The sequence below is a fragment of the Pantoea cypripedii genome (assembly GCF_011395035.1).
Lineage (GTDB): Bacteria > Pseudomonadota > Gammaproteobacteria > Enterobacterales > Enterobacteriaceae > Pantoea > Pantoea cypripedii_A.
Map to the genome: position 1 here is coordinate 3,042,587 of NZ_CP024768.1, position 26,087 is coordinate 3,068,673.

Consider the following 26,087-nt stretch of genomic DNA (forward strand, 5'->3'; position numbering starts at 1 on the left):
ACATTAGTTAACACTTAAAGGTAAGGTATGGCATCGGGTTCCCCCGCCATTTCTGATGATATTTATTGAGACATGAGTAAGAAGACGCCGCTAAGCCAGGACGATCAGGCGCTGTTTCGCCAGTTAATGAGCGGAACGCGCAAAATGAAACAGGACACCATCGTGCATAAACCGGTGGTGAAAACACGCGAAGTCCCGTTGAAAAGGTTGCTTTCCGAGCAGGCCGACAACAGCCATTACTTCTCTGATGAGTTTCAGCCTCTGCTGTCCAGTGACGGTCCGATGCGCTACGTGCGCGCGGATGTCAGCCATTATGAGCTGAAAAAACTGCGGCGCGGCGACTATACCCCGGAAATTTTTCTCGATCTGCACGGCTTAACCCAGATGCAGGCCAAGCAGGAACTGGGCGCGCTGATTGCCGCCTGTCGTCGTGAGCATCTGTTTTGCGCCAGCGTGATGACCGGCCACGGCAAACACATCCTCAAGCAGCAAACGCCGCTGTGGCTGGCACAACATCCGTGGGTGATGGCATTTCATCAGGCACCGAAAATGTTTGGCGGCGACGCCGCGTTACTGGTGCTGATTGAAGTTGAAGAGTGGCAACCGCCAGAGCTGCCATAAAGAATCAGGGCCGCACCAGCGGCCCACGGCGGGATTACATCGCTTTAGCCAGTTTGGATGGACTGACCTGCCACTCCAGCTTACCTTCACAGGCTGCCGGGTCAAAATTGACGCAGGCAATCGCCGAGGTAGCAAACATCGGTGGTGTTTCCTGCGGGCAGAGTTCAGAAACCAGATATCCCACCAGCGGCAGATGCGAAATCACCAGTACCGATTTCACCCCTTCGTTCGCCAGCGTCTGCAAATAGCAGGCCACCAGCCCCGGATCGCCCCCTGGCGTCAGCTCTGGCAACACGTCCTGCTCTGCCGGCAGAGGCAGAGCTTCGCGTACCGTTGCGAGGGTTTGCCCGGCACGCAGATAGGGGCTGACCAGCACCCGTTCGATATCCAGCGCCTGGCCGTTAAGCCAGCTCGCCATCTGGCGTGATTCGTCACATCCACAAATCGTGAGTGGCCTGACTGAATCACTTGCTGCTTCCAGAGCCGCATCGCCATGACGCATGATAAAAACTTGCATAAAGCACCGCTGTTGTTTGTCGATATCGTCCGGTACCACAGCACCAGACGCTTCATTCTGCGAATGAACGCTGTGTTTTACCGCAATGGCTTCAGTATAGTCAACCGGTTGTTTATTAAATAAGCATATCTCGGAATGCTGCTGCATAAGCCATTTCTTAGCATGCTATCTAACCCGCTGAATCTGTAAGCCTATTCAAATTTGTGCAGAAATGTAAAATTTCGTTTGTTGTTGTAGCGCCGTCATCAGGGCGTCACAAGGGGTGAAACGATCGCCATGACGCTGCATTAAAGCATTTAATGTATTGACCATCTCCCCGGCCCCGCGTTGATCCATATAATGGAAAGGCCCGCCAAGAAAGGGGGGAAAACCGATACCGAACACGGCAGCAATATCACCGTCGCGCGCGCTACGGATCACCCCTTCATCCAGACAGCGCGCGGCCTCGTTCAGCATCATCATCACGCAGCGCGTTGCAATTTGCAGCTCGCTCTGCTGCGCCTGCGGTTTAATCCCCAGCAAACGGTAAATCGACACATCGGCTTTCCGCTTCGTCGGCCAGCGGCTGCGCAGGTATAAATAGAAACCTTTGCCGTTCTTACGCCCTTTGCGATCGTCGGCGAGAATCTTCCCAACCGCTTCCGGGGCGCTGAAACGTTCACCATATGCCTGTTGCAAAATCGGGCTGATTTTACTGCCGACGTCGATACCCACTTCATCCAGCAGTTGTAACGGACCCACCGGAAAACCGAACTTCACCAGCGCACGATCAATATGCTCAATCGGCTCACCTTCCAGCAGGCAACGTATCGCTTCATTTATATAGGGCGCAAGAATGCGGTTGACGTAGAAACCCGGCTGGTCCGCCACCACCACCGCGGTTTTACCCAGCTCACGTGCCAGTTGCACCGTAGTCGCCAGCGTCTGCGCCGAGGTGCCACTATGGGGAATCACCTCCACCAGCGGCATTTTATCCACCGGGCTGAAGAAATGCAGGCCGATAACGTTTTCCGGGCGCTGCGCATTGGCCGCAATAGCGCTAATCGGCAGCGATGAGGTGTTGGAAGCAAAAACGGTATGCGGCTGACAATGGGACTCAATTTCTGCCACCATTTGCTGCTTCAGCGCCAAATCTTCAAATACCGCCTCAATCACCAGATCGCGCCGGGCGAAGCCCTGATAATCCTGGCTGCCACTGATCAACGCCATCTGCTGCTGACGCTGGGCAGCATTGATCTGCCGCCGCTTCAGCCGCTGCGTCAGCCGATCCCAACTGTACTGCAACGCATGGTTGATGCCGCTGAGATTGATATCGCGGATACGTACCGGCAATCCGGCATTGAGCGCCGTCACGCTGGCGATACCCCCGCCCATCAGACCGCCACCTAATACGCCGATATGCGTTAACTCATGCGGAGCGGCATCGGCAAAGGCTTCTTTCTTCATCGCCGTGGAGGCAAAGAACAGGCCACGTAGCGCGGCGGATTCACTGGTCATCGCCAGTTGACCAAAAGCACGCGCTTCGGCTTCATGGCCGGCACTGCTGCCCTGCTCCAGCCCGGTGCGCACCACCTGCAAAATACGATCGGCAGCCGGATAGTTGCCGTGGGTTTTGCTGTCGGTTTGACGTTTTGCCAGCGCGAACAACAGATGTCTGGCGATCGGCCCCTGCATCAGGCGGTCGCGGCACGGCAGCGTTCGCAAAGTCTTTTTACCCTGCAATACCCGCGCAACGGCCGTTTCCAGCAGAATGGATTGCGGCACCGCATCATCCACTATCCCCAGTTTCAATGCCTGCTTTGCCCGCAGCTGTTTGCCGGTCAGGATCAATGGCAGCGCCTGCTGCACCCCAATCAACCGTGGCAGCCGTTGCGTGCCTCCGGAGCCCGGCAATAAGCCCAGCTGGACTTCCGGCAGGCCAAGACGGGTTTTGTCATCGAGCGAACAGATACGCGCGTCGCATGCCAGCGCCAGTTCCAGGCCACCGCCGAGACAGGCACCGTGAATCGCCGCCACCACCGGGAAAGGCAGCGCGGCAATGATCGCCATCACTTCCTGCCCCTGGCGTGCCAGGGCCTCGGCTTCTTCGGCAGTCGTACATCTGTCAATCATGCTGATATCCGCCCCGGCGATAAAGTTATCGCGTTTGCAGGAGATTAACACCAGCCCCGCCAGCTGCGGATCGCGCCGCGCTTCAGCCAGCACCGCCATAATCTGCGGCACAAACTCCGCCTTCAGGGTGTTCATCTTTTCACCCGGTACATCGATGGTGATCACACCGATATGGTCGAGGCGCATGTGCAGGTGGAATGCGGAATCACTCATTATTCGGCCTCCAGTACCATCGCTGTCCCTAATCCACCCGCTGCACAGGCGGTGACCAGGCCCAGCCCGCCACCGCGCCGCCGCAGTTCCTGTAAAGTCTGGGTGATCATACGCGCACCGGTGGCGGCAAAAGGATGCCCATAAGCGATCGAGCCGCCCAGCACGTTGAATCGTTCTTCATTTACTTCGCCGAGGGCGTGTGGGCGGTTCAGCACCTCACGCGCAAAACGCTCATCATTGAACATTTTCAGATTTGCCAGCGTCTGTGCCGCAAAGGCTTCGTGCATATCAATTAAGGTCAGGTCGCTCAGGCTAACGCCTGCGCGCTCCAGTGCCAGCGGCGAGGCATACGCCGGTCCCAACAGCATATCCTGCCAGACATCAATAGCGCTAAAGGCATAGCTGCGCAGATAGCCCAGCGGCGTGATGCCCAGCTCGCGGGCGCGGCCTTCACGCATCAGGATCACCGCCGCCGCACCATCGGTTAATGGCGTGCTGTTGGCCGCGGTCACCGTGCCGTGGCGACGATCAAATGCCGGACGTAACCGGGCATAATCCGCCGCACTGGCGTTGAAACGCACGTTGTTGTCCTGCTCGACCGGTGCTTTCCACGGTGGCACAAAGGCGGGCATCACTTCCTGCGCCAGCACCCCCGATTCCCAGGCGCGCGCCGCACGCTGGTGTGAACGCAGCGCTAACGCATCCTGTTGTTCACGGGTGATGCCGTGCGATTTTGCCATCTGCTCCGCAGTGTCGCCCATGCGCAGGCCGGTGGAGTACTCCGCGACGGCAGGTGGCACCGGCAGCAGGTCACGCGGACGCAGGCGACGCAGAATCTGTAATTTCTGGCTGAAGCGGCGTGCCTTGTTGAGATCAACCAGCGCCCGCGCCAGGGTTTTGCTGACACCAATCGGCAACACGGATGAGGAATCAGCCCCGCCAGCAATCCCGGCATCGATGCTGCCCGCCATCAGGCTTTCCGCCACATTCGCCACCGCCTGGAAGCTGGTGGCGCAGGCACGGCTGACGCTGTAAGCATCGGTGTGCACACTCAGGCCGCTGCTCAGCACGATTTCACGGGCGATATTCGGGGCCTCCGGCATCTGCACCACCTGGCCAAACACCAATTGATCGATGACGTCTATCGGCAGTTCACTGCGCGCCATGAGTTCACTCACCACCATGCGCCCCAGTTCCAGCGCCGGAATGCCATGGAAGTCACTCGCCTGGCGGGCAAAAGGAGTACGGAGTCCGTGGGTTATGGCGATGCGTTCGCCCTGACGCGTCAGCAGCGGCTGCGCTTTGCTCATCAACTGTCACCTGTGCTATTTGACCGGGGCGTCATTGCCCAAAGAGGTCTGACCTGATCATCAGTGTTAACCAGGAGCGTGTAAGTCGCCAATATGCAGAGAGAAAAAGTGCGAGGAGAAACACGAAATTGAAAAACGCTGCCGGAACGGTGTCCGGCAGACGAGGGAGGATTAACGCAGGCCGAGCTGGAAGATCAGTGCTTCTGCCTGGCAGGCAAAGGTGAAATCAATATTCAGGCGCACACCGGCGGCTTCTTCAACAAAGCGTGAGCGGATATCGCAGGGATCGGATTCGACCTGGCGCGCCCGATCAGTTAAATGTTTGAGCATCGCTTCCGCCGCGTGGCGGTCAGCAAACAAGCCGGACCAGCTTGCAGCGCAGTCGGTGTTATCCATGACGGTGCCAACATCCACACAGCAGCAGGCTGCTGTCTCGTTCGCACTACAGTTTTTAATGGCATCAGTCATCGTCTTCTCCTGATGATAAAACAGACAAAAAGGGATTATTTCTGCCTCAAAGTGTACGCCTGATACCCCACCATCGCCACGCACAGCCTGCTAAGTGACGAATATCACACTATAAATTGATCCAGAACAAATTTGACTCGCTATGCTGAAAGCTGATGGCAAAGATTTTGTTAAGCAGATCTGATTTTATCGATCAAACTGGAAATATTTTAAAAACATTATTGCAACAATGACACAGGTCCGACCTATACTCGTCGCACTGGTCTGATATGTGTCTTTGTCGTCAGTCCCTACAATCCGCCGTCCCTTGTTACGCGATGTAACAACGTTCAATAATAATTCATATGAGGTTGTGGTCATGAACCATAAGAACCTGTTTGCAAAGTCGGCTGTGGCAGCTGCAGTGGCGCTCGTCTCTTCTCATGTTTACGCAGCGGGCTTTCAACTTAACGAATTTTCAGCAATTGGTTTAGGTCGTGCATATTCTGGTGAAGGAGCAATGGGGGATACCGCCGCCTCCGCCAGCCGTAACCCGGCAACCATGGCATTGATGGATCGTCCTGAATTTTCCATCGGCGCGGTTTATATTGATCCCGACGTAAATATCAGCGGCACCAGCCCTACCGGCCGCAGCCTTGATGCTAAAAATATCGCACCTAATCAGTGGATCCCCAATATCCACTACGTTCATCCCATCAATGATCAATGGTGGGTGGGCGCTTCCGTGACCTCTAACTACGGACTGGCAACCGAATTTAATAACGGTTATACCGCAGGCGGTTATGGCGGTACTACCGATCTGACGACCGGCAACTTTAACCTCAGCACGGCTTATCGCCTGAATGAACATTTCAGTTTCGGTGTCGGTTTTGATGCGGTATATGCCAAAGCCAAAATCGAACGTTACGCCGGTGAATCGGGTGCCGCACTCGGTATTCCTGCTGATACACAAATCGCCCGCCTGAAAGGCAACGAATGGGGCTATGGCTGGAATGCCGGTATTTTGTATGAAGTGGATAAAAATAACCGCTTTGGCTTTACCTATCGCTCTGAAGTAAAAATCGACTTCGACGGCGAATATAAAAGTAACCTGCCGACATACGTTAACCCGATCAACCAGGCAATGGGTTTAGGTCTGCCATATGCCACCGGTGGATCGACTATTCCGGGTTCTCTGACGTTGAATCTGCCGGAAATGTGGGAAGTGTCTGGCTGGCATAAAGTGGCACCACAATGGGCGGTTCACTACAGCCTGACCTACACCAGCTGGAGCCAGTTCCAGGAGCTGAAAGCCACTAACAATGGTCAGACCCTGTTCTACAAAGATGAAGGCTTCCACGATGCCTACCGCATCGCGCTGGGTACCACTTACTTCTACGATGATAACTGGACCTTCCGTGGCGGTATCGCCTTTGATGACAGCCCGGTTCCGGCCGATAAACGCTCCATCTCCATTCCTGACCAGGATCGTCTGTGGCTGAGCGCCGGTGCGTCTTATGCCTTCAATAAGGATGCGTCAGTGGATGTGGGTGTTTCTTATATGCACGGCCAGAACGTGACCATCAAAGAAGGTAATTACACCTTTAGATCTGAAGGTAAAGCGATGCTGTATGCGGCGGGCTTTAACTATAAGTTCTGATGTGTTCAGGTGCGCATGAATGCGCACCCTACAGATGTAGGGTCGCCATTAATGGCGACCTGAAAAAAAGGCGGCTGAATCAGCCGCCTTTCTTATTATTTATTCCGCATCAATCTCGTTCAGCTCACCCTGAATCGCTTTCGCGTTCGGGTTCTCTTCCGGCTTCAGCTTACCGCCATTGGCGAGAAAGTCGTTACGCTGGAAGTAAGCATTACGCACAAACGCATAAGGGTCCTGCTGCTGACGCAGGATAGCGTCGGAATCGAGCAACTGGGCGCGGGTTTCCACCCCTTCCAGCGTCCATTTACCGATCGACATCGGCCAGGTGAGCCAACTTAACACCGGATAGAGTGTATCAACGTAATCCCCACCATCCTGACGCAGCGTAAAGCTACCATAAGCTGGCAGCTCCACATACGGACCATAACCGACTCCGTAGCGCCCCAGCGTGCTACCAAATTTATGGGGCTCTTCACGCGCCAGCTCCGGGTTCGCTTTACCCGCAACGTCGATAAAACCACCCAGGCCTAAGGTGGTGTTCAGGAAGAAGCGCGTAAAGTGGATCATCGCCCGACGCGGCTCGCCGGTCAGGAAGGCGTTGACCATGCTCGCCGGTTCATCGAGGTTGCCGAGGAAGTTACTCAGCCCGGTACGCGCCGGCACTGGCACGTAATCACGCCAGGCCACCGCTACCGGACGCACCACATAAGGATCCAGCACGTTGTAGTTGAAGTTAAACATCGTGCGGTTAAAGCCTTCAAGCGGGTCACTGCGCTGCGCAGGTACGTCGTTGTCAGCCGGTTTGGAACTGGCACATCCCACCAGCATTACACTGGCCAGCGCCAGACCGGTCAGGCGGTAATTCATTCTTATCTCCCTGTGCGTGAAAATGGTGTATCGCTTCAGGGCTGCTGCTGATTAATTTCCACAGCAAGTTGCTGATGACCATCCCAGGGGGTAACCGCGCTTAAACCAAACCAGTCGCCAGACTGAGGATTGGCGCTACCATCGCGCGAAATACGAACCCGGATCTGCACCTGATGCTGCGCCGACAATAAACGGTCAGGCATCATAGCGTTACTGTCATCCAGCGTGAGCGATAACGGGAAATGGCTGAGCGGAAAACGCTTCACAGCCACAGGCACCGGTGATACACCGTCAGTAACAGAAATATACATCACTCCGCCTTGCGGCAACATTTTTTCTGCCTGCGGATTTAAACTCACCGTCAATGCCAGATGCGTATTTTGCTGTCCCGCGTCAGTTTTCGCTTGTTCAATACTGCGCTCGATCATCGCGATACGCTTATCCCCTGCCGGCAACAGTTTCAGCATCATCTGCCAGGCACCAATCGCCTCGTCATACTGCTGCTGCTCGAAGGCGTTAAAGGCCAGCAAACTCAGGGTACGCACGTTGCTGTGATCGCGTTTCAGCAGGTCACGCAGCAACACGCTGGCCTGACGATTATCCTGCGGATCGCTGGAACGCGTCAGTACCTCGGCGTAATCCTGTTGCAGTTCCAGATTATTCGGAGCCAGCTGTAACGCCCGTTCGAATGCCTGGCTGGCATCGCTGGCATTGTTCAGCACCATGCCGAGGCGGCCCAGCATGGTCCAGTCATTCAGGTTTTGTGGGTCAGACTGCAATGAAGTGCGCAACCCCAGCTGCAGACGCGCCAGTTCTTCCATGGTCAGCGGTTTGGCCTGCGGGTCCATCACGCGGGCACGCAGCGCCGGATATTCCTCCTGCACTGACGTCCAGCCCGCCAGCTGGGCCAACCCACCGGTTTTCAGATACATTCCCAGCGACACCACCACCAGCAATCCGACACCCGGCAACAGGATCCAACGGCTGCTTTGATGTTTGCGCGTCGCTTCATTCTGTTGCGGAACATCAGTCAGCAAGGTTTGCTGCAGCTCGCGCACCATTTCCGGGCGCTCCGCCACCACGCCTTCCTCTTCGTCACGCTCCAGCTCACGCAGGCGTTGCTGATAAAAATCAGTATTCAGACGATCGCGGTCACCATTGCTGGCCTCGCGCTGACGCCAGCCCGCGCTGAGAAACAGCGCACAGGCCGCAGCCAGCAAAATAATCAGGGTAATCCAGAATCCACTCATTACGACTTCCCGTCACGCTTCAAAATCGCCGCAAGGCGCTGTTGTTCGTTTTCATCCAGTTCGCTGCGCGTTTTACGCTGGCGACTGCGCAGGATAATGATCAGGCCACCCAGCACCACAAACAGCGCCGGGCCAACCCACAAAATCAGGGTCGATGGCGTAACCGGTGGCTCATAGGTCACGAAGTTGCCATAGCGCGCCACCATGTAATTGATGATTTGCTGTCGGCTCTGCCCCTGCTTCATCAATTCATAGACTTTCAGGCGCATATCCGCCGCAATCATCGCGTTGGAATCGGCAATGCTGTTGTTCTGGCATTTCGGGCAGCGCAGCGAACCCGTCAGGTCGCGGTACTGCTCCTCCTGCTGTACTGAATCGAACTGGTAAGTATCGATGGCTGCCCACAGGCTGGTGCTCAGCAGCACCCCCGCGAGCAAAAGAAGCAGCCGTTTCACGCGCCCGCCTCCTTGCTGTATTTATCCCACAGCGGTTTCACTTCCTGCTGCCAGACGCGTTCGTTCATGTCGCCCGCGTGGCGGTAGCGAATAATGCCTTTACCATCAATCAGGAAGGTTTCCGGCGCGCCATAGACGCCCAAATCGAGACCGAGCATCCCATCACCGTCATACAGGCTGAGAGCATAGGGATTGCCCAGCGTATTCAACCAGGTCACGGCTTTGGTGCGATCGTCTTTATAATTAAGACCGACTACGCGAATACCTTTTTCCGCCAGGGTGTTGAGGTATTCATGCTCAGCGCGACAGGTGGGGCACCAGGTGGCCCAGACGTTAAGCAGAATCGGTTTGCCATCGGTCAGAACCTGCTGGCTGTAAATTTTGCCCGGCTTGTCGAGGGCTTCCAGCTTAAATACCGGCACCGGTTTACCGATCAGCGCAGATTCCAGCAACGTCGGGTCGTCACCGTTAGCATTGCGCGACAGCTGCCACAGCAGCGCCGCAGCCAGCAGCAGAAACAACACCAGCGGAATAAAAAGGATCTTCTTGTTCATGCCTGCTCCTCCCGTGGCGCTTTTTTGCGCGAACGATAACGCGGATCGAGCAGACACAGCAGGCCACCCACCGCCATAAACACGCCGCCGAACCAAATCCAGCGCACGAACGGTTTGTAGTAAATACGCACCGCCCAGGAACCGTCATCCAGTTCCTCTCCTAACGCGGCGTAGAGATCGCGGGTAAAGCCACCGCTGATCGCGGCTTCGGTCATCATGGTACGCGCCGCCGTATAGAAGCGTTTTTCCGCATGCAGCACCGCTTCCGGTTTGCCATCACGGGTCACGTCGATAATGGCGACGCCACCGCTGTAGTTCGGCCCCTGCAGATTGTGAACATCGCGGAAAATGAAGTGATAATTATGGATATCAACATTATCGCCCGACTTCATACGCACATCGCGTTCCACGCTGTATTGGGTGCTGAAGGCGATGCCAATCACCGTCACCGCGACACCAAGATGGCCGAGCACCATACCCCAGTGGCTGCGCGTCAGATGACGCAGACCAGCAAAGAAGGTGTGACGATGGGTGGCGCGTTCATGCAGTTCCATCAGCGTCAGAAGGATCACCCAAATCGACATCAGCAGCCCGATCACCGTCATTGCTTCAATGCGATCCTGCAACAACCACGGCAGGGCGATAGAGAGGATCAGCGTAACCAGCAGCGCGATCCCCAGGCGTTTCCACAACTTCTGCGGCTCGTCACGACGCCAGCGCACCAGCGGCCCAATGCCGAGCATCAGCGCGAACGGCGCCATCAGCCAGGTGAACATCGTATTAAAGAAGGGTTCACCGACAGAAATGCTGCCCAGCCCCAGCTGCTTATGCACCAGCGGCAACAGGGTTCCCAGCAGCACCACCAGCATGGCGGCGATCAACAAGACGTTATTGCCGAGCAGGAAAGACTCACGCGACCAGGTTTCATTTTGCACCCGGCTGCGTACCTGGCCCCCTTTAATCGCGTACAGCAGCAGCGAGCTGCCAATCACGATCACCAGGAAGGCGAGGATAAACATACCGCGCGCCGGATCGGACGCAAACGAGTGTACCGACACCAGCACGCCGGAACGCACGAGGAACGTACCAAGCAGACTGAGCGAGAACGCCGTGATCGCCAGCAGCACCGTCCAGGATTTGAAACTGCCGCGTTTTTCCGTCACCGCCAGTGAGTGCATCAGCGCAGTACCGGCCAGCCACGGCATAAAGGAAGCGTTTTCTACCGGATCCCAGAACCACCAGCCACCCCAGCCCAGCTCGTAATAGGCCCAGGCCGAGCCAAGCACGATGCCGATAGTCAGGAATACCCAGGCGGCGGTGGTCCACGGACGTGACCAGCGCGCCCAGGCGGTATCCAGTCGCCCCGCCATCAGCGAAGCAATGGCAAAGGCAAAAGCAACCGAGAAACCGACATAACCCATATACAGCAGCGGCGGATGGAAGATCAGGCCGATATCCTGCAACATCGGGTTAAGATCGTTGCCATCTATCGGGAAGTTCGGCAAGGTGCGGGTAAAGGGGTTGGATGTCAGGGTGATAAACAGCAAAAAGCCAAGGTTGATCATCCCCATCACCGACAGCACGCGCGCCAGCGCATCCTGCGGCATGCCACGGCTGAAAATCGCCACGGCCAGCGTCCAGCTGCTGAGCAACAGTACCCACAACAGCAACGAACCTTCGTGCGCGCCCCAGGTCGCCGCGATGCGGTAGTACACCGGCAACAGCGTGTTGGAGTTGGTGGCGACATAGGCCACGGTGAAATCGTTGACGATAAACGCGTGTACCAGCACCAGAAACGCGGCCGCGATACAGGCAAACATGCCCCAGGTCAGCGGTCGTGCCAGCGCCATCAGACGCGCATCCTGGCGCACTGCGCCCCATAGCGGATAAACACTTAACAGTAGCGCCAGTCCCAGCGCCAGGCAGAGCAGAAAGCTGCCAATTTCTGGCATCATGATTGGGCACCCGCCTGCTGATATGATGCCGCAGGTCCTTTGTGGTTTTTCTTCATCGCGTCCTGAATTTCCGGTGGCGTATATTTTTCATCGTGCTTCGCCAGCACTTCTTTAGCATTCACCAGGTTGCCGTCTTCCAGCACGCCCTGCGCCACGATGCCCTGCCCTTCGCGGAACAGGTCCGGCAGGATGCCTTCGTAGCTGACGCTCACCACGCCGTTGGCGTCATAAATTTTGAACGACACGGCAAGGGTTTTCGGATCGCGTTTCACGCTTCCCGGCATCACCATGCCCCCCACGCGCAGACGCTGACCAGGCTCAGGTTTCTGATGATCCTCGCCCTTGCCATACAAAATTTCACTCGGGGTGTAGAACAGGTCGATATTGGAACGCAGCGCGTACATCACCAACGCGGTGGCCAGGCCTAAGCCCACCAGCACCGCCACCACCACAGTCAGGCGGTTACGACGACGGATATTCACACGGATTCTCCTGCCGCTTCACTGGCGGCTTTTTTCGATTTGGCCGCACGGATGCGACGCTCCCTGGATTGACGCTGGCGAATCTCCGCCAGTAACCGGCGGCGAAACAGCACGGTGTGCAGCACCAGACCTATCAGCGGAATCAGCGTGAAGACGACGGCGAGCCAGACATAAAAGGCATAACCGCCCATGGCAAAGAAATCCTGCCAGGAAGAGAAAGCTGGCGTCATGATTTGCGCCCTCCCTGTGCTACCTCAATCGCCCACGGACGATGACGTTCGGTAAACAAAATCATGTTGCGCAGGCGCATCAGCGTCAGCGAGACGAAAACCAGCAGATAACCGAGAATTGCCCAGCGCAGCGGGGTACGCATGCTTGGCGCAATATCCTGTTGCAGGATGCCAGACGAGCCCTGATGCAGGGTGTTCCACCATTGTACCGAGAAGTGGATGATTGGCAGGTTAATCACACCAACCAGAATCAGAATCCCGGCGGCGCGACCCGCGGTACGGCGGTCATCAAAGGCGTGATACAGCGCAATCACTCCCATATAAAGGAACAGCAGCACCAGTTCGGAGGTCAGCCGCGCATCCCAAATCCACCAGGTACCCCACATCGGTTTACCCCAAGCGGAACCGGTGACCAGCGCGATAAAGGTAAACACCGCCCCAACCGGTGCCATCGCTGCCGAGACCAGGTCAGCCATCTTCATCTGCCACACCAGGCCGATAAACGCCGCAATCGCCATGGAGGCATACACGCCCATTGACCACATTGCCGCGGGTACATGGATGTACATGATGCGGAAGCTGTCACCCTGCTGATAATCGGCGGGCGCAAAACCAAAACCCCACGCCCACCCCAGCAACAAGGTGGCAACCCCCAGTACCGCGAACCAGGGAATTAAGCGGCCACAAAGCTGATACAGCTTTTCAGGCTTTGCCCACTGGTTTAACCATTTCCACATTTGCATAGCTCACAATATAAGAAGAGAGATTACTGCATCTCTGTGGATGCACGATTTAATGCAGGCTGATGCGCAGCGCCGCCGCCGTTGCAAACGGGGAGAGCGTAGCGCTGCCTGCCAGCATGGCGCCAAGAATCGCCAGATAGCCACCAATCGGCAGTCCCTGTCCGGCGGCATCAATCGCCGCACTGGCAAAAATCAAAACCGGTATCGCCAGCGGCAATACCAGCAAACTCAGTAACACCCCGCCACGTCGCAGCCCGACGGTTAATCCGGTACCAATTGCCCCAAGAAAACTCAGGGTTGGCGTACCCAGTAACAGGGTCAACGCCATGGCACGCCAGCTGGCAAAATCAAGCGACAACAGCAGCGCCGCCAGCGGCGATAATAAAATCAGCGGTAATCCGGTAATCAGCCAGTGAGCAATCACTTTGCCCAGAACCGTTACCGGTAGCGGTGTGGGTAACAGCAAAAGCTGTTCCAGCGAACCATCCAGAAAGTCATCGCGGAACAGACGCTCCAGCGCCAGCAGTGATGCCAGTAAAGCAGCGACCCAGGCAATGCCGGGGGCAATCCGTGCTAACTGCTGCGGATCCGGACCAATGCCCAGCGGAAACAGCGTGATGACAATCAGGAAAAACCACAGCGGGTTAATCACTTCCGCCCCGCTGCGGAAAGCAATTTTCAGCTCGCGCTGAATAACACGGCCCAGCATCATGCCCACTCCGACGTCAGGCGGATTTTACGCACGCGCTGCGCGCTATCCGGCAAATCCTGATGCGTGGTCAGAATCACCGCCCCACCGTTATCGGCATGCCAGGCAAAGCGTGTCATGAGTTTTTCCACTCCGGCCTTATCGATTGCCGTTAACGGTTCATCCAGAATCCACAATTTTGCCGGGCTGAGCCACAATCGGGCCAGCGCCACGCGCCGTTGTTGTCCGGCAGAAAGTTGTGCCACTGGCACCTCTTCATAACCCAGCAGATCCACCTGCTCCAGCGCGGCAAAAATCGCCTCACCGTGGCTGTCGCCATGCCAGAAATGCAGATTTTCCAACGGAGAGAGTACCGATTTCACGCCCGGATGATGGCCAAGATAAAGCAGGTTTTGATGCCATGTTTCCCGTTGCTGTCGAATTGGCTGCCCCTGCCACTGCACCTCTCCCTCTTCCGCCCGACTCAGTCCCGCCAGTAAACGCAGCAGTGACGTTTTGCCTGCGCCATTCGGTCCTTCTATTTGCACAATGTCGCCTGCCTCAACACGAAAACTCAGCCCATTGAACAGGGTACGCTCATCGCGAACGCAAGAGAGATTAATGACTTCGAGCATAGAAGGGAGAATCACAGCAATGAAATTAGGCCAGGATAATACCACAATGAATCTGTGGGCCGTAGTCTGTGAACTCCGTCACACCTCCCCCGATCGGGGTAATCAGGCGGTTCAGATCAATAAACTGCTCAAAAAACCACCTCAGTTAAAGTCTTGTTACTCTTAATTTGAATTCACGTAACAAATTAGTGTTGCGCAAAACGGCTACGCTTATTACGTACCGGCATTATCACCGGAGGAAAACATGAAATCATCATCATCAGTTTCACAGGGTCACAACGATGTAGAAAGTGAAGAAAAAGATCAGGGCAGGGAAATTGAAGTGGATGAAGATGCCTTGCCCTCACGCGCTGCCGCCATTCATGAGGAGATTCGCCAGGACGGGGAAAAAGAGCTGGAACGTGATGGTATGGCGCTGCTGTGGTCGGCGATTGCGGCTGGCCTTTCTATGGGAGCGTCTCTGATGGCGAAAGGTATTTTCCAGGTCCATCTGGCAGGCGTGCCAGGGGCTTTTTTACTGGAAAATCTGGGTTATACCTTCGGCTTTGTCATTGTGATCATGGCGCGCCAGCAGCTTTTCACTGAAAACACCGTCACGGCAGTGCTACCGGTGATGCACAAACCTACCCCGGGCAATTTTCTGTTGCTGCTACGTTTATGGGGCGTGGTGCTGGCAGGCAACCTGACAGGCACGGCGCTGGGCGCACTGGCCTTTAATCATATGCCGATTTTCGACGACGCCACTCGTCAGGCATTCACCGTCATCAGTGAAAAAGTGATGGCGAATACGCCGGGCGAGATGTTTGCCAATGCGGTGATTTCCGGCTGGATCATCGCCACCATGGTGTGGATGTTCCCTTATGCGGGTGCAGCAAAAATCGTGGTGATTGTGATGATGACCTGGCTGGTCGCGCTGGGCGACTTAGCGCACATCGTGGTTGGCTCGGTGGAAGTGCTGTATCTGGTGTTTGCCGGCAACATCGCCTGGTATGAATTTTTCTGGCCCTTCGCCCTGCCGACGCTGCTCGGGAACATCACTGGCGGTACGCTGATTTTTGCCTTAATCAGCCACGCCCAGATTCGTAATGACATGAGTGAAGCGGCAAAAGCGAAAGCTCGCGCGGAGCAAAAACGGAAGGAAATGTGAGAAATCCCTCTGATTTGTCGAGATATTGAGCAAACGGTGACTACGCGGTTAAATTCGTGCTGGTGGTACGCTATACTGCGCGCCGACGTTCCCTTAGTTAAATGGATATAACGAGCCCCTCCTAAGGGCTAGTTGCAGGTTCGATCCCTGCAGGGAACGCCATGAGCCACCTTTCCTTCCTGTTCATCCCATCTGAAAGACATCTACGTCACTAACGAAATGTGTGGTTAAAAGTGGGTTGTGCCTATCAGCGGATCTGATGACGCCAGGGATAAGACCTGACAGGGAAGGAAATTAAGGGCCGGTTGCAGCCCTTTTAGAATCAGATTCAAAACAACCAGCGAGCCAGTGCCAGAGAAAGCCCGGCTGTCGTAACTATACCCGCCATCAGCCATTTCGTTTGTTTGCCGATTTCTTCATGAAGATCGCTGCGCGTCATGTAATTTGACTTAATTACCGCCAAATCAATTTTCATTGCGGCGAGATCCACGTCCTGCTTTGTTGTCTGTATCTCCATATGTGATCTCCTTATGTTAGCTATCATTGTAAATCCCGTGATAATCCCAAAAGTTATCATTTACCATGCTAACGACATCCCCAGAAAAATCACCAAAAAAACGCAGCAAAAACGTGAAATGCAAACGAACTCGCAGAACAAATCCCGCGTTTCATTACGTTGCAGAATCAATCCCTTCCTGTAGGACACCGCGAGACGATCTCACCCCTGCTTCTGCCGCCATAACGAAGGCGTCACGCCATGCAGCTGACGAAAGCGGTTACTGAAGTGGCTGGAGGAATGGAAGCCACAGCGTAACGCAATGTCCGTGAGTGGTAGCGCCGTGTGCTTCAGCAGCGTCAGGGCTTCATCCATACGACGACGCATCACATATCGATGCGGGGCCACGCCAACGCTGGTGCGGAACATGCGGGCAAAATGGAACTCGCTCAGCGCCGCCTCTCCCGCCAACTGCGCCAGGGTCAACGGTTGATCCAGATGTTCATCGATATAAGCCAGGATGCGACGTAACACTACCGGTGCCAGCCCGCCGCGTACCTGGGGTGCCTGCCACTGGACATCACTGTAGTGCTGCAACAGGTGTGTCATCAGCAAGGTCGATGCACTGCTGAGCATCAGCTGGTTGGCAGGCTGTTGCCAGTCGGTGCTGAGCAGGAAATGACGATACAACTGGGTGATACGATCGTCATCTGAGAACACTTTCTCATGCAGATTGAGGCGAGCCGCGTCGCGATCCCAAATCTGCTCGGCCATCTGCCGCAAATGCTGGTCGGTGCAATAAAGATGTACAAACGACAAGTCAGCACGGATGTCCCAGACCGATTCCGTGCCGGAAGGCATCAGGCAGAAACGGTCCGGCCCACCGCCATTGCGCCAGCCATGCTGCGTTTTATGCCAGGTATCGTAGCCATCTGCGGTGTACAGGCTGAGCGTATGGTGATCGCTGAGGTTAGTAACGCGATCGCCACTGTTAAACCAGGCCGCCAGCTTGATGCCGCTATTCAGCTGCACGCTGTCACGCAGCTGTGCTTTATGGCGCTGTAGCATGTTAAAAGTCTGGTAATCAGGCATGGTCAGGATCGCTCTCTAGTGGATAACGGGTATTTTACGGATTCATCCGGACAGAAAACAGACCACATCGGGACGCATGCGGAAAAAGCGCAAGATTTTGCAATTCACACGCAAGGTGATGCAAGTAAGCCAACCCATTCCACAGCACACTCAACGCAAATGTGTTGTGGAGTGAGCAAAATGAACCTGATGTTGTATCTGGCGGTGGTGATGATCTGGGGAACAACCTGGATCGCCATTTTTTTACAACAGGAAGCGGCCAATACGCCGGTCTTTGTGGCGGTGTTCTGGCGTTTTTTACTGGCGTCGCTGGTCATGCTGGTGATCCTGAAACTGATTCGCCGCCTGAAAAAATTGGATGCGCAGGATCATCTGTTCTGCGTTTTGCAGGGTTGCTGCGTATTCGGCTTCAATTTTGTCTGTTTCTATCATGCCGCAGCCTGGATCAGCAGCGGTCTGGAATCGGTTATTTTCTCCATGGCGGTGCTGTATAACGCCTTAAATAGCTGGATCTTCTTCCGTCAGCGCCCCTCGTTTCGCCTGTTGCCCGCCGCGATTCTGGGATTAGGCGGCATCGTCGCTCTGTTTTGGGGTGATATTCGCGTCGCGCATCCGGCACCGCAATTATTGTGGGGTGTGGGGCTGAGCGCTCTCGGCACGCTGGGTTTCTCCTTTGGCAATATGATTTCCACACGTCACCAGCGTCGTCAGCGTGATGTACTCACCACCAATAGCTACGCCATGTTGTACGGTGCGCTGATCATGGCTGCCCTCGCGCTGCTCAACGGCGATTCGCTGGCACCGGCGTTCAATCTGCAATGGCTGGGTTCGATGAGTTATCTGGCGATTTTTGGCTCGGTGCTGGGATTTGGTGCGTATTTCACGCTGGTGGGTCGCATTGGTGCCAGCCAGGCAGCCTACAGCACGTTGCTGTTCCCGCTGGTGGCGCTGACCTTATCGACTCTGTATGAAGGTTATCAGTGGCATAGCAATGCCATTATTGGCCTGGTGATGATTCTGGCGGGAAATATGGTGATGTTTGCCCGCTGGCCCGCAGCCAAACGTCTGCGTCTGGCGTAATACACGAGAGCGGGCATTGCGCCCGCTCTCTCGTCCTCTTAGCGCCAGCCCTGCACGCCGATATTGAGCTGGTGAGGTTGATTGATCGCTTTTCTGGCGATCCAGTAAAGCAGTATGCGTTCATCGTCTCTGTCGCGGTCGGCCATTGCCAGTAGTTTCAACGACAGCGTGGATTTATTCACCGGTTGATGCTCATCGCTTAACTCGATCACCGCCTGACCGATGATGCAGCAAACTTCATCCTCACTGGACGCGGATTCATATGCTCGGTCTTTCATATTTCCTCCTGTTAAGTGAATTTTAAGCCTGGCAAAACTTCACCATTTTGCAGCTAAAGCGCCGCTGCGGACGTATCTGGTTACACATCATCACGCAAAGCAATAGCTTCACACGCGATGACATCGCTTCATGCCAGCAATGTCGTTCATACCCGTTTCGCTGCATTTCATTCCCCCCTCACAGCCTTTCACGCCCTTTCCCCACACGCGTACGCGAGGGGAGCTTATCATCGCCTCAGTTTCCGAATTCCCGGATGGGAGAGAAAAAAATGAAAAGCACAACACCGAGTTATCAACGTACCCGCTGGCTAACGCTTGCTGGCACCATTTTGACCCAATTTGCGCTGGGTTCGGTCTACACCTGGAGTCTGTTTAATGGTCAGCTGGCGCAGAAGCTCGATGCTCCTGTCAGCCAGGTGGCTTTCTCCTTTGGTTTACTGAGCCTTGGCCTGGCCATTGCTTCCTCACTGGCGGGCAAATTGCAGGAACGTTTTGGCGTACGCAACGTCACCATTGGTGCTGGCGTGTTGATGGCGTTGGGCTTCTGGTTAACTGCCCATGCCGATAATCTGATGATGCTGTACCTCAGCGCCGGTGTGCTGGTTGGCCTGGCCGATGGTGCAGGCTATCTGATGACGTTATCCAACTGCGTTAAATGGTTCCCGGAACGCAAAGGGGTGATTTCCGCCTGTGCGATTGGTGCCTACGGTTTGGGGAGTCTGGGCTTTAAATTTATCTGCGGCGCGTTGCTCAGCAGCGAGGGACTGGAAAACACCTTTATCATCTGGGGCGTCATGGCGATGGTGATGATTGTGATCGGTGCGTTGCTGATGCGGGATGCACCGGTACAACAAAGCAACAATGCTTCCGTTCAGCAGGCTAAAGATTACACCCTGGCGCAATCCGTGCGTTTACCACAATACTGGATGCTGGCGCTGATGTTCCTGACTGCCTGCATGAGCGGTTTGTATGTCATCGGCGTGGCGAAAGATATCGGTGAAGGTCTGGTGCATCTCAGTACCGCTACCGCTGCCAACGCAGTCACCGTGATTGCCATCGCCAATCTGAGCGGCCGTCTGGTTCTGGGTGTGCTGTCCGATAAAATGGCGCGCATTCGGGTGATTTCGCTGGCGCAGGTGGTGTCACTGCTGGGCATGGGCATCCTGCTGTTCACCCATATGAATGAATCTACCTTCTTTATCTCTCTGGCCTGTGTGGCATTCAGCTTCGGCGGCACCATCACCGTGTTCCCGTCATTGGTGAGCGATTTCTTCGGCCTGAATAATCTGACCAAAAACTATGGCCTGATTTATCTCGGCTTTGGTATCGGCAGCGTGCTGGGTTCGCTGGTGGCGTCGGTATTTGGTGGCTTCACCATCACTTTCAGCCTGATTATGACCCTGCTGGTGATTTCATTGTTCCTCTCCATCAGCATCCGCTTGCCACAGCGTCACGATGTGCAGGAACCGGTGCTGCATCGCAGCTAAGTTTCCTCCCGATGCCGTGCCCCTGGGCACGGCATCATGCTGCTTAGCCTTTGAATAACGGCTCAGCGATCCCCGCCACCGCAACGTCTACCGCAAAAATATCGCCCGATTGTGGATAACGTGCCAGCTCCTCTGCGGTGCGATGCTCACGCGATGAGGTGATGTACAAGGTCTTCAGATCTGCGCCACCAAATGCCACCATGGTCGGCCAGCGCACCGGCAAAGCAATTTCATCAACAATCTCTGCCGTCACAGGATCAATACGCACCACGCGACCACCATCAAACAAGGCTGACCAGTAATACCCTGCGCTATCCACCGCAGCACCATCCGGTAATCCCCCCGCTGCGTCAAACTGCCGGAAACGCTGGCGAGCACCCGGCTCCCCGCTCTGTGCATCAAGCGGATAGCGATACAGCACCTCATTTGGCGTATCGCTGTGATACATCCACTGGCGATCCGGCGAGAATGCCAGCCCATTGGAGATTTTGACATCCTGTGCCATCACCCGCAGCGCACCATCGGGGGTGACGCGACACAACAGGCCGCCGTTTTTATCCTGCGGTTCCCATAAGCTACCGCACCAGAAATTCCCCCAGGGGTCCACGCGTCCATCATTAAAACGGCTTTTAGCCGCGACACCCGGATTATCCGCCAGTTTACGCTGTGGCTTGCCTGCATCATCCAGCAGCCAGACGCCACTGCGTAAAGCAGCAATCAGGCCGCCCTGCTCGCGCAGTCCGATACATCCCACCTCTTCCTGTTGTGGGAAGGTGCGTAACTCACCGCTGGCTGGATCGAAGCGGTGAATGGCGGGGGCGAGAATATCTACGCACCACAGCAGCTGTTCCCGGGTTGACCATAGCGGGCACTCAGCCAGTTCCGCCTGCAATGCCAGTACATTTCTTACTTCGTACGCCATGATGTTCTCCTTATTTAAGCAGCCCTGACTTTAGCGGGTATCCCACCGTTCTGCACGATGTACGTTAATTGAGAACGGATATTATTCAAGCTTGCTTTTCAGAGTAATCGCGTTATTATCATTCTGTATTCAGCTTATTCCGATTGGTTTATATTCCTCTCCGCAAATTCATTCATCGATTTGAAATATTCAGAAATAGATCCAGAAATAACTCTACATTGCCTGCATCTTAGCTCCACTTTTCCGTTGTAATCTGGCCTCATTGGAAAAGAGGAGGACTCTCCATGAAAAAATTAATTAAAGTCGCGTCCGTTGTTGCCGTTATGGTCATGCTGAGTGGTTGTATTATTGATCCCGGACATGGGCATGGGCGTGGACCCGGCTGGGGACCGCCACACGGAGGATGGCACCACGGTGGTCCGGGTTATGGCCGGTGGTAATTGGGCAAAGCACACACAGCAAATAATAAAAAACAAAAAGGGCGGGAAATATCCCGCCCTATTTTTTAGCTCTTTACCGCATAATTACATTGATACCAGGCTTTCTTTAGTCCTGGAATATGACTATCTTCTGCTGGCAACGATTCCACTTTATCAAACCCACGCTTGCTGCAATATTCAGCCAAATCCATTTCCATTGCATCGCGATTAAATTTCTGCGGATCGTAGCGGTACTGAACAGTATTTGAACTGGGATCTTCATCGACACGCTCAAATCCACCTGGATGGCTGACACTACAACCGGTCAGCATTAAAAGCGCCGCAGCGCCTGATAACCACTTTTTCATTATGATGTCCTCATTCGATGCCGCAGTGTAAATGGCGACATAGCGCCTTACCATAGGAATAAGGCGAGAAATATCTGTACAAAACCAAGCTTTTACCAATCAAATCGATAAAACCAAACGGCTATTCTTATCAGCACAGCCGTGCCATGATGCGTTCAGACAAAAAGAAGTCGGCACCACACCAGGTGAATAAATAAGAGACTGACTGATTGTGACCTTATGCCCGTGCTGAGCGGGCTTTTTTTTGCCCGCTATCCGGTAAGGCTGACCATTTTACGCAAGAGATTGGCGGCTTGTTTGGCAGGCAATGCCAGAATGCCACTGTACAGGTCAATTGACATCGCACACATTGCTGAACGATCCACCGTGGTATCCGCTGGCATATTCAGCTGCTGCAGGCGATCACCCCATTTGCCGTACAGGGTTTCCACCACTTTTTGCAAATCACGTTGTGCCGCCTGATTATCCACCACCTGATCATTACCGGTACTCTGCGCCAGCAGTTCATCCAGCGCCTGAGCATCACGCTGGTTCAGCGCGGGTGATAGCACGCGTTGCAAATTAATGCCGCCAATCACCTGGGGATAGAGGAAACGGAAACAGCTTTGCGCATCCTGTAGTTGCAGCGCCTTCATCTCCTCAACCGACACGGAAATATAATTGATGATCGCCGCATCGCTGGCACGCATCAGACGTTGATTGACCAGGTCGAGCAGCCAGCCACGCATTTCACCCAGCGCTTCATCCGGTGGCACCCCGGCCAGGCGTTTGTGCAACAGTTCATGATTAAGTAGCTGCCACAAGGCCGGTTCCTGAGTTTTCAGCAATCGATACCCCGGTGCCTGGCTGAGCTGGCTGGCCACGTCAGCTGCCAACGCCTGCCGTTGCTGGCGTGGATGCAGCCAGCTAAACCAGAGCAGATTCGCCAGCAACACCGGTAACAGGAACAACACCACCCCCTGCCAAAGACGGAGTGAGGTGGTACGTATCAGCATAATAATAATCAGCGCCAGCAGCACAAAGGCTGCCAGCGTAACAGGGAAAAGCGAGAGCATGGAGCGGTTATTAATCCTTGCGAACGTCAATCAGAACCGGACAGCTGGCACGTTCAATCACGGCAGCACTGACCGAGCCTTTCAGCAGGCGGTTAAACGGTGAAAGATGACGGCGTCCCATGATGATCATGCTGGCCTGCACCGCCGCCGACTGCGCAACGATGGTTTCCGCCGCCTCACCGGCCAGAATCACCCCTTTGGCCGTCACACCTGCGCGCAGAATGGGGGCGAGCGCATGGCGCACCACCATTTCCGCGGTATTCTGCTCATCCTTTGCCACCAGAAAATCATCCGGATCTTCACCGGCATCGATTTCGATCGGTTGATTGCAGGATGAATAAGCGGGATCGACGCAGCACAACACCACGACCTGCGCCTGGTGAGCCAGGGCCTGATCAATGGTAAGGGCGATCACTTTTTCCGCCACCGGAGAGTTATCTATGGCCATCAGCAAGGTTTTCATTTGTGGTTATCCTTCAACAGCGGTCATTTTGCCAATTTCGCGGGTCAGCGCTTCTTTACACTTCAGGATTTCCTCACAATAACGCGTTTCATGTTTACGGAAACGCGCTGTTGGCACCAGTAGTGAGATAGAAAAACGTCCAAATAAAGTATCGATCGCCACCGCCATGGTGGAGATGCCTTCCAGCGTCTCACCACGATCGTAGGAAAAGCCGGTTTTACGGACTTCACCAATCAGCTCCAGCAATTGCGGCAGCGTTTTTATCGTCATTTCGGTCAGTTCTTTATAAGCCTCACCGACAATAACCCGTACATCATCATCGCTCTCCAGCGCCAGCAGGGCACGTCCACCCGAAGTGCTGTAAAGCGGCAGATTCAGTCCCATGCGGGGCACCACGCGCAGTTCGCGCGAAGCCACCACATAATGGACGATAGCCAATTGCGTACCGCTGGCACGCGCCAGTGAAACGGTTTCATTAGTATCGGCAGAAAGTTGTTCAAGGAAGGGGCGCACCACTTCAACCACGTCGCTATGCACACTGGAGATCAGTTTCAGCAACGCTGGCCCGAGCCGCAAGCCACCCGCACCGCTGCTGCGCACCAGTTGGGCGTTATCCAGCGCGGCGATAATGCGTTGCACCGTTGAGCGCGGTAAATCCACCGCCTGAGCGATCTCCCCCAGGCTCATACCGCCGGGATGCTCACCCAGAGCATTTAAAATTTTTGCCGCGCGGGCAATGACCTGAATGCCGCCCGCTTTTTCATCCTCACGGCAGGAGGGGAGTTCAACCATAGTTCGTTCCTTTGTGGCCTGGCCTACTGTAGCGCGATTACCGCACTTTTACACCCTGTATCACATTGCAATACAACATACCGGGATGTAAGATGCGAGCTGTATCACATCGCAATACACTGCATCAACATAACGAGATTCCTGCTATGAACGCCCAGCCTGCAGCGGCGCCGGCACCTCATCCTTTTACCCTGCGCCTCGCGCTCGGTCTGGTGGGGGTCCTGATTGCCGCACTCACCTCCGGTTTAAACGATCGCGTCACCGATATTGCGCTGGCGGATATTCGTGCGGCCATCGGCATCAGTTACGATCAGGGTAGCTGGATTATTTCCGCCTATCAGGCTGCCGAAGTGGCCGCGATGATGATCGCCCCCTGGCTTGCGGTGACCTTCTCGTTACGTCGTTTTGCACTGACGGTGTCAGCAGGCTTTATGCTTACCGGTCTTCTGTTACCCCTGCTGCCCAATGCCACGCTGTTTATCACCCTGCGTGTCATTCAGGGATTATTCGGCGGCGCGCTGCCCCCGTTGCTGATGACGGTAGCGCTACGCTTTTTACCTCCGCCGATCAAACTTTACGGCCTCGGTGCTTACGCACTGACTGCCACCTTCGGCCCCAATCTCGCCGCCACCCTCGCTGCCTTCTGGACCGATGACGTCAGCTGGATGTTTGTGTTCTGGCAGATTGTCCCCTCCATGCTGGTCGCCATGCTGCTGATTGGCTGGGGCCTGCCGCAGGATCCCCTGCGCTTCGAGCGTTTCCGGCAGATGGATCTGTTCGGCATGCTCACCGGTTGTAGCGGCATTGCTATGCTGGTGCTGGCGCTGACCCAGGGAGAACGGCTGGACTGGCTCAGTTCACCGTTAATCATCGCGCTATTATTCAGCGCAGCGGCATTGCTGATTGTGTTCTTTATTAATGAATGGTTTCACCCGCTCCCCCTCTTTAAGTTGCAGATGCTGCTGCGGCGCAATCTGGCGCACGGTCTGCTGGCGCTGGCGGGCGTGCTGATTTTGTCACTGTCCGGCTCTGCCCTGCCCTCTGCCTACTTCGGCCAGATTGAAGGTTTCCGCACCCTGCAATTCGCGCCGCTGGCGCTGACGGTGGGTTTGCCGCAGTTGCTGATCGCACCGTTGATTGCCGCCCTGCTGAATATCCGCTGGATTGACTGCCGCTGGATGCTGACGGCTGGCGTGGCGCTGCTGGTCATTTCCTGCCTGATGGGCATGCAGGTAACCACCGACTGGGGACGTCAGAATTTCTGGCTGATACAAATTTTGCAGGCTTTTGGTCAGCCGATGGTGATTTTGCCGGTGCTGATGAGCGCCACCAGCGTCGTCGCACCGCCGGAAGGTCCGTTTGCCTCGGCGATGTTCAACACCGTCCGTGGATTCTCCAGCGTCGCCGCCAGTACCCTGGTGGAGTGGTTTATCAGCCATCGCGAACAGTTTCATTCCAATATCCTGGTGGGGAATGCCGCCAGCCATTCCTGGCTGATGACCGCGCCAACCAGCGCCCTGGCCAGCAGCAGTTTTCCGTTACTCCCCGATGGCAGCGCCAGCAGCAGCGAAAACCTGAGTGGTTTCGCCAGCCTGCTTAAACATCAGGCGATGGTGCTGAGCCTGAGCGACAGCTATCTGATGTTGATCGGCTTCGCCGCGCTGATGCTGTTGCTTACCGCCTGGCTGCCGAAACGTGTCTGGCCGCCACAAACCCTGATTCAACCTGTTACAAACACGTCGAGATAAA

General features: G+C 55.2%; 29 protein-coding genes and 1 tRNA gene. 8 read left to right on the forward strand and 22 right to left on the reverse strand.

Annotated features, from left to right (window positions below):
• Positions 1-72: 72 nt before the first annotated feature.
• Positions 73-621, forward strand: coding sequence for an endonuclease SmrB (gene smrB, locus CUN67_RS14155; RefSeq protein WP_208715946.1), 549 nt, complete (start codon positions 73-75; stop codon positions 619-621).
• A 34-nt stretch (positions 622-655) separates the two neighbouring features.
• Here smrB and sixA read toward each other — a convergent pair whose 3' ends face one another.
• The 4 genes from sixA to CUN67_RS14175 form a co-directional block, all read right to left on the reverse strand.
• Entirely contained in the window at positions 656-1,138 is a 483-nt protein-coding gene (sixA, locus tag CUN67_RS14160) for a phosphohistidine phosphatase SixA (protein WP_208717228.1), read from the reverse strand.
• Between the two features lie 195 nt (positions 1,139-1,333).
• The gene (gene fadJ, locus CUN67_RS14165; protein WP_208715947.1) at positions 1,334-3,463 is read right to left on the reverse strand and encodes a fatty acid oxidation complex subunit alpha FadJ; all 2,130 of its coding nucleotides are present in this window, start codon (positions 3,461-3,463) and stop codon (positions 1,334-1,336) included.
• Complete coding sequence (gene fadI, locus CUN67_RS14170) at positions 3,463-4,773, reverse strand: acetyl-CoA C-acyltransferase FadI (protein ID WP_208715948.1); 1,311 nt, start codon at positions 4,771-4,773, stop codon at positions 3,463-3,465. Before fadI ends, fadJ begins: the two co-directional genes overlap by 1 nt.
• A gap of 171 nt (positions 4,774-4,944) precedes the next feature.
• Positions 4,945-5,241 carry a YfcZ/YiiS family protein gene (locus CUN67_RS14175; protein WP_208715949.1) on the reverse strand — a complete coding sequence of 99 codons (297 nt, stop codon included), beginning with the start codon at positions 5,239-5,241 and terminating at the stop codon, positions 4,945-4,947.
• A gap of 358 nt (positions 5,242-5,599) precedes the next feature.
• Between CUN67_RS14175 and fadL the strand changes: the two genes are divergently transcribed.
• Positions 5,600-6,880, forward strand: a complete 1,281-nt coding sequence (gene fadL / locus CUN67_RS14180; protein WP_208715950.1) for a long-chain fatty acid transporter FadL — start codon at positions 5,600-5,602, stop codon at positions 6,878-6,880.
• A gap of 99 nt (positions 6,881-6,979) precedes the next feature.
• Here the strand turns inward: fadL and mlaA are convergent, their stop codons facing one another.
• The 10 genes from mlaA to ccmA are packed head-to-tail and all read right to left on the reverse strand — an operon-like array spanning position 6,980 to position 14,739.
• Positions 6,980-7,747, reverse strand: a complete 768-nt coding sequence (mlaA, locus tag CUN67_RS14185) for a phospholipid-binding lipoprotein MlaA (RefSeq protein ID WP_208715951.1) — start codon at positions 7,745-7,747, stop codon at positions 6,980-6,982.
• Positions 7,748-7,782: 35 nt separating this feature from the next.
• Positions 7,783-8,997 (reverse strand): c-type cytochrome biogenesis protein CcmI, encoded by a 1,215-nt coding sequence (gene ccmI, locus CUN67_RS14190; protein WP_208715952.1) that lies wholly within the window; start codon positions 8,995-8,997, stop codon positions 7,783-7,785.
• Complete coding sequence (locus CUN67_RS14195; RefSeq protein WP_084876180.1) at positions 8,997-9,452, reverse strand: cytochrome c-type biogenesis protein; 456 nt, start codon at positions 9,450-9,452, stop codon at positions 8,997-8,999. The genes ccmI and CUN67_RS14195 overlap by 1 nt, the downstream gene beginning before the upstream one ends.
• Positions 9,449-10,006: a DsbE family thiol:disulfide interchange protein gene (locus CUN67_RS14200; protein WP_084876181.1), complete on the reverse strand. Its 558-nt coding sequence runs from the start codon at positions 10,004-10,006 to the stop codon at positions 9,449-9,451. The genes CUN67_RS14195 and CUN67_RS14200 overlap by 4 nt, the downstream gene beginning before the upstream one ends.
• Complete coding sequence (locus CUN67_RS14205; RefSeq protein WP_208715953.1) at positions 10,003-11,961, reverse strand: heme lyase CcmF/NrfE family subunit; 1,959 nt, start codon at positions 11,959-11,961, stop codon at positions 10,003-10,005. The genes CUN67_RS14200 and CUN67_RS14205 overlap by 4 nt, the downstream gene beginning before the upstream one ends.
• Entirely contained in the window at positions 11,958-12,443 is a 486-nt protein-coding gene (ccmE, locus tag CUN67_RS14210) for a cytochrome c maturation protein CcmE (RefSeq protein WP_208715954.1), read from the reverse strand. The genes CUN67_RS14205 and ccmE overlap by 4 nt, the downstream gene beginning before the upstream one ends.
• A complete protein-coding gene (gene ccmD, locus CUN67_RS14215) occupies positions 12,440-12,673 on the reverse strand; it encodes a heme exporter protein CcmD (protein WP_021185134.1) in 234 nt (77 codons plus the stop codon). The genes ccmE and ccmD overlap by 4 nt, the downstream gene beginning before the upstream one ends.
• Entirely contained in the window at positions 12,670-13,410 is a 741-nt protein-coding gene (locus CUN67_RS14220; protein ID WP_208715955.1) for a heme ABC transporter permease, read from the reverse strand. The genes ccmD and CUN67_RS14220 overlap by 4 nt, the downstream gene beginning before the upstream one ends.
• Before the next feature lie 55 nt (positions 13,411-13,465).
• Complete coding sequence (gene ccmB, locus CUN67_RS14225) at positions 13,466-14,125, reverse strand: heme exporter protein CcmB (protein ID WP_084878536.1); 660 nt, start codon at positions 14,123-14,125, stop codon at positions 13,466-13,468.
• A complete protein-coding gene (gene ccmA, locus CUN67_RS14230; protein WP_208715956.1) occupies positions 14,125-14,739 on the reverse strand; it encodes a cytochrome c biogenesis heme-transporting ATPase CcmA in 615 nt (204 codons plus the stop codon). Before ccmA ends, ccmB begins: the two co-directional genes overlap by 1 nt.
• A 244-nt stretch (positions 14,740-14,983) precedes the next feature.
• On the opposite strand from ccmA, the gene CUN67_RS14235 reads away from it, so the two are divergent.
• Entirely contained in the window at positions 14,984-15,886 is a 903-nt protein-coding gene (locus CUN67_RS14235; protein WP_208715957.1) for a formate/nitrite transporter family protein, read from the forward strand.
• A gap of 87 nt (positions 15,887-15,973) precedes the next feature.
• Positions 15,974-16,048 (forward strand) — tRNA-Arg (locus tag CUN67_RS14240).
• 166 nt (positions 16,049-16,214) lie between these two features.
• Here the strand turns inward: CUN67_RS14240 and CUN67_RS14245 are convergent.
• A complete protein-coding gene (locus tag CUN67_RS14245) occupies positions 16,215-16,403 on the reverse strand; it encodes a hypothetical protein (protein WP_208715958.1) in 189 nt (62 codons plus the stop codon).
• A gap of 201 nt (positions 16,404-16,604) precedes the next feature.
• Positions 16,605-17,474 (reverse strand): helix-turn-helix domain-containing protein, encoded by an 870-nt coding sequence (locus CUN67_RS14250; protein ID WP_208715959.1) that lies wholly within the window; start codon positions 17,472-17,474, stop codon positions 16,605-16,607.
• A 180-nt stretch (positions 17,475-17,654) separates the two neighbouring features.
• Here CUN67_RS14250 and CUN67_RS14255 point away from each other — a divergent pair, with 180 nt between their 5' ends.
• The gene (locus CUN67_RS14255) at positions 17,655-18,554 is read left to right on the forward strand and encodes a DMT family transporter (RefSeq protein WP_208715960.1); all 900 of its coding nucleotides are present in this window, start codon (positions 17,655-17,657) and stop codon (positions 18,552-18,554) included.
• Positions 18,555-18,592: 38 nt separating this feature from the next.
• On the opposite strand, the gene CUN67_RS14260 is transcribed toward CUN67_RS14255, so the two are convergent.
• Complete coding sequence (locus tag CUN67_RS14260) at positions 18,593-18,832, reverse strand: hypothetical protein (protein WP_013509957.1); 240 nt, start codon at positions 18,830-18,832, stop codon at positions 18,593-18,595.
• A 269-nt stretch (positions 18,833-19,101) separates the two neighbouring features.
• On the opposite strand from CUN67_RS14260, the gene CUN67_RS14265 reads away from it, so the two are divergent.
• Entirely contained in the window at positions 19,102-20,319 is a 1,218-nt protein-coding gene (locus CUN67_RS14265; RefSeq protein WP_208715961.1) for an L-lactate MFS transporter, read from the forward strand.
• 43 nt (positions 20,320-20,362) lie between these two features.
• On the opposite strand, the gene CUN67_RS14270 is transcribed toward CUN67_RS14265, so the two are convergent.
• A complete protein-coding gene (locus tag CUN67_RS14270) occupies positions 20,363-21,241 on the reverse strand; it encodes an SMP-30/gluconolactonase/LRE family protein (RefSeq protein WP_208715962.1) in 879 nt (292 codons plus the stop codon).
• A 284-nt stretch (positions 21,242-21,525) separates the two neighbouring features.
• Here CUN67_RS14270 and CUN67_RS14275 point away from each other — a divergent pair, with 284 nt between their 5' ends.
• Entirely contained in the window at positions 21,526-21,681 is a 156-nt protein-coding gene (locus CUN67_RS14275; protein ID WP_208715963.1) for a hypothetical protein, read from the forward strand.
• A gap of 65 nt (positions 21,682-21,746) precedes the next feature.
• Here CUN67_RS14275 and CUN67_RS14280 read toward each other — a convergent pair whose 3' ends face one another.
• The 4 genes from CUN67_RS14280 to CUN67_RS14295 form a co-directional block, all read right to left on the reverse strand.
• A complete protein-coding gene (locus CUN67_RS14280) occupies positions 21,747-22,028 on the reverse strand; it encodes a lipoprotein (protein WP_208715964.1) in 282 nt (93 codons plus the stop codon).
• Positions 22,029-22,279: 251 nt separating this feature from the next.
• A complete protein-coding gene (locus CUN67_RS14285; RefSeq protein WP_208715965.1) occupies positions 22,280-23,083 on the reverse strand; it encodes a hypothetical protein in 804 nt (267 codons plus the stop codon).
• A 10-nt stretch (positions 23,084-23,093) separates the two neighbouring features.
• The gene (locus CUN67_RS14290; RefSeq protein WP_208715966.1) at positions 23,094-23,546 is read right to left on the reverse strand and encodes a universal stress protein; all 453 of its coding nucleotides are present in this window, start codon (positions 23,544-23,546) and stop codon (positions 23,094-23,096) included.
• A gap of 6 nt (positions 23,547-23,552) precedes the next feature.
• Positions 23,553-24,338 (reverse strand): IclR family transcriptional regulator, encoded by a 786-nt coding sequence (locus tag CUN67_RS14295; protein ID WP_208715967.1) that lies wholly within the window; start codon positions 24,336-24,338, stop codon positions 23,553-23,555.
• A 146-nt stretch (positions 24,339-24,484) separates the two neighbouring features.
• On the opposite strand from CUN67_RS14295, the gene CUN67_RS14300 reads away from it, so the two are divergent.
• The gene (locus CUN67_RS14300) at positions 24,485-26,086 is read left to right on the forward strand and encodes an MFS transporter (protein ID WP_208717229.1); all 1,602 of its coding nucleotides are present in this window, start codon (positions 24,485-24,487) and stop codon (positions 26,084-26,086) included.
• The last annotated feature ends 1 nt before the right edge of the window (position 26,087 follow it).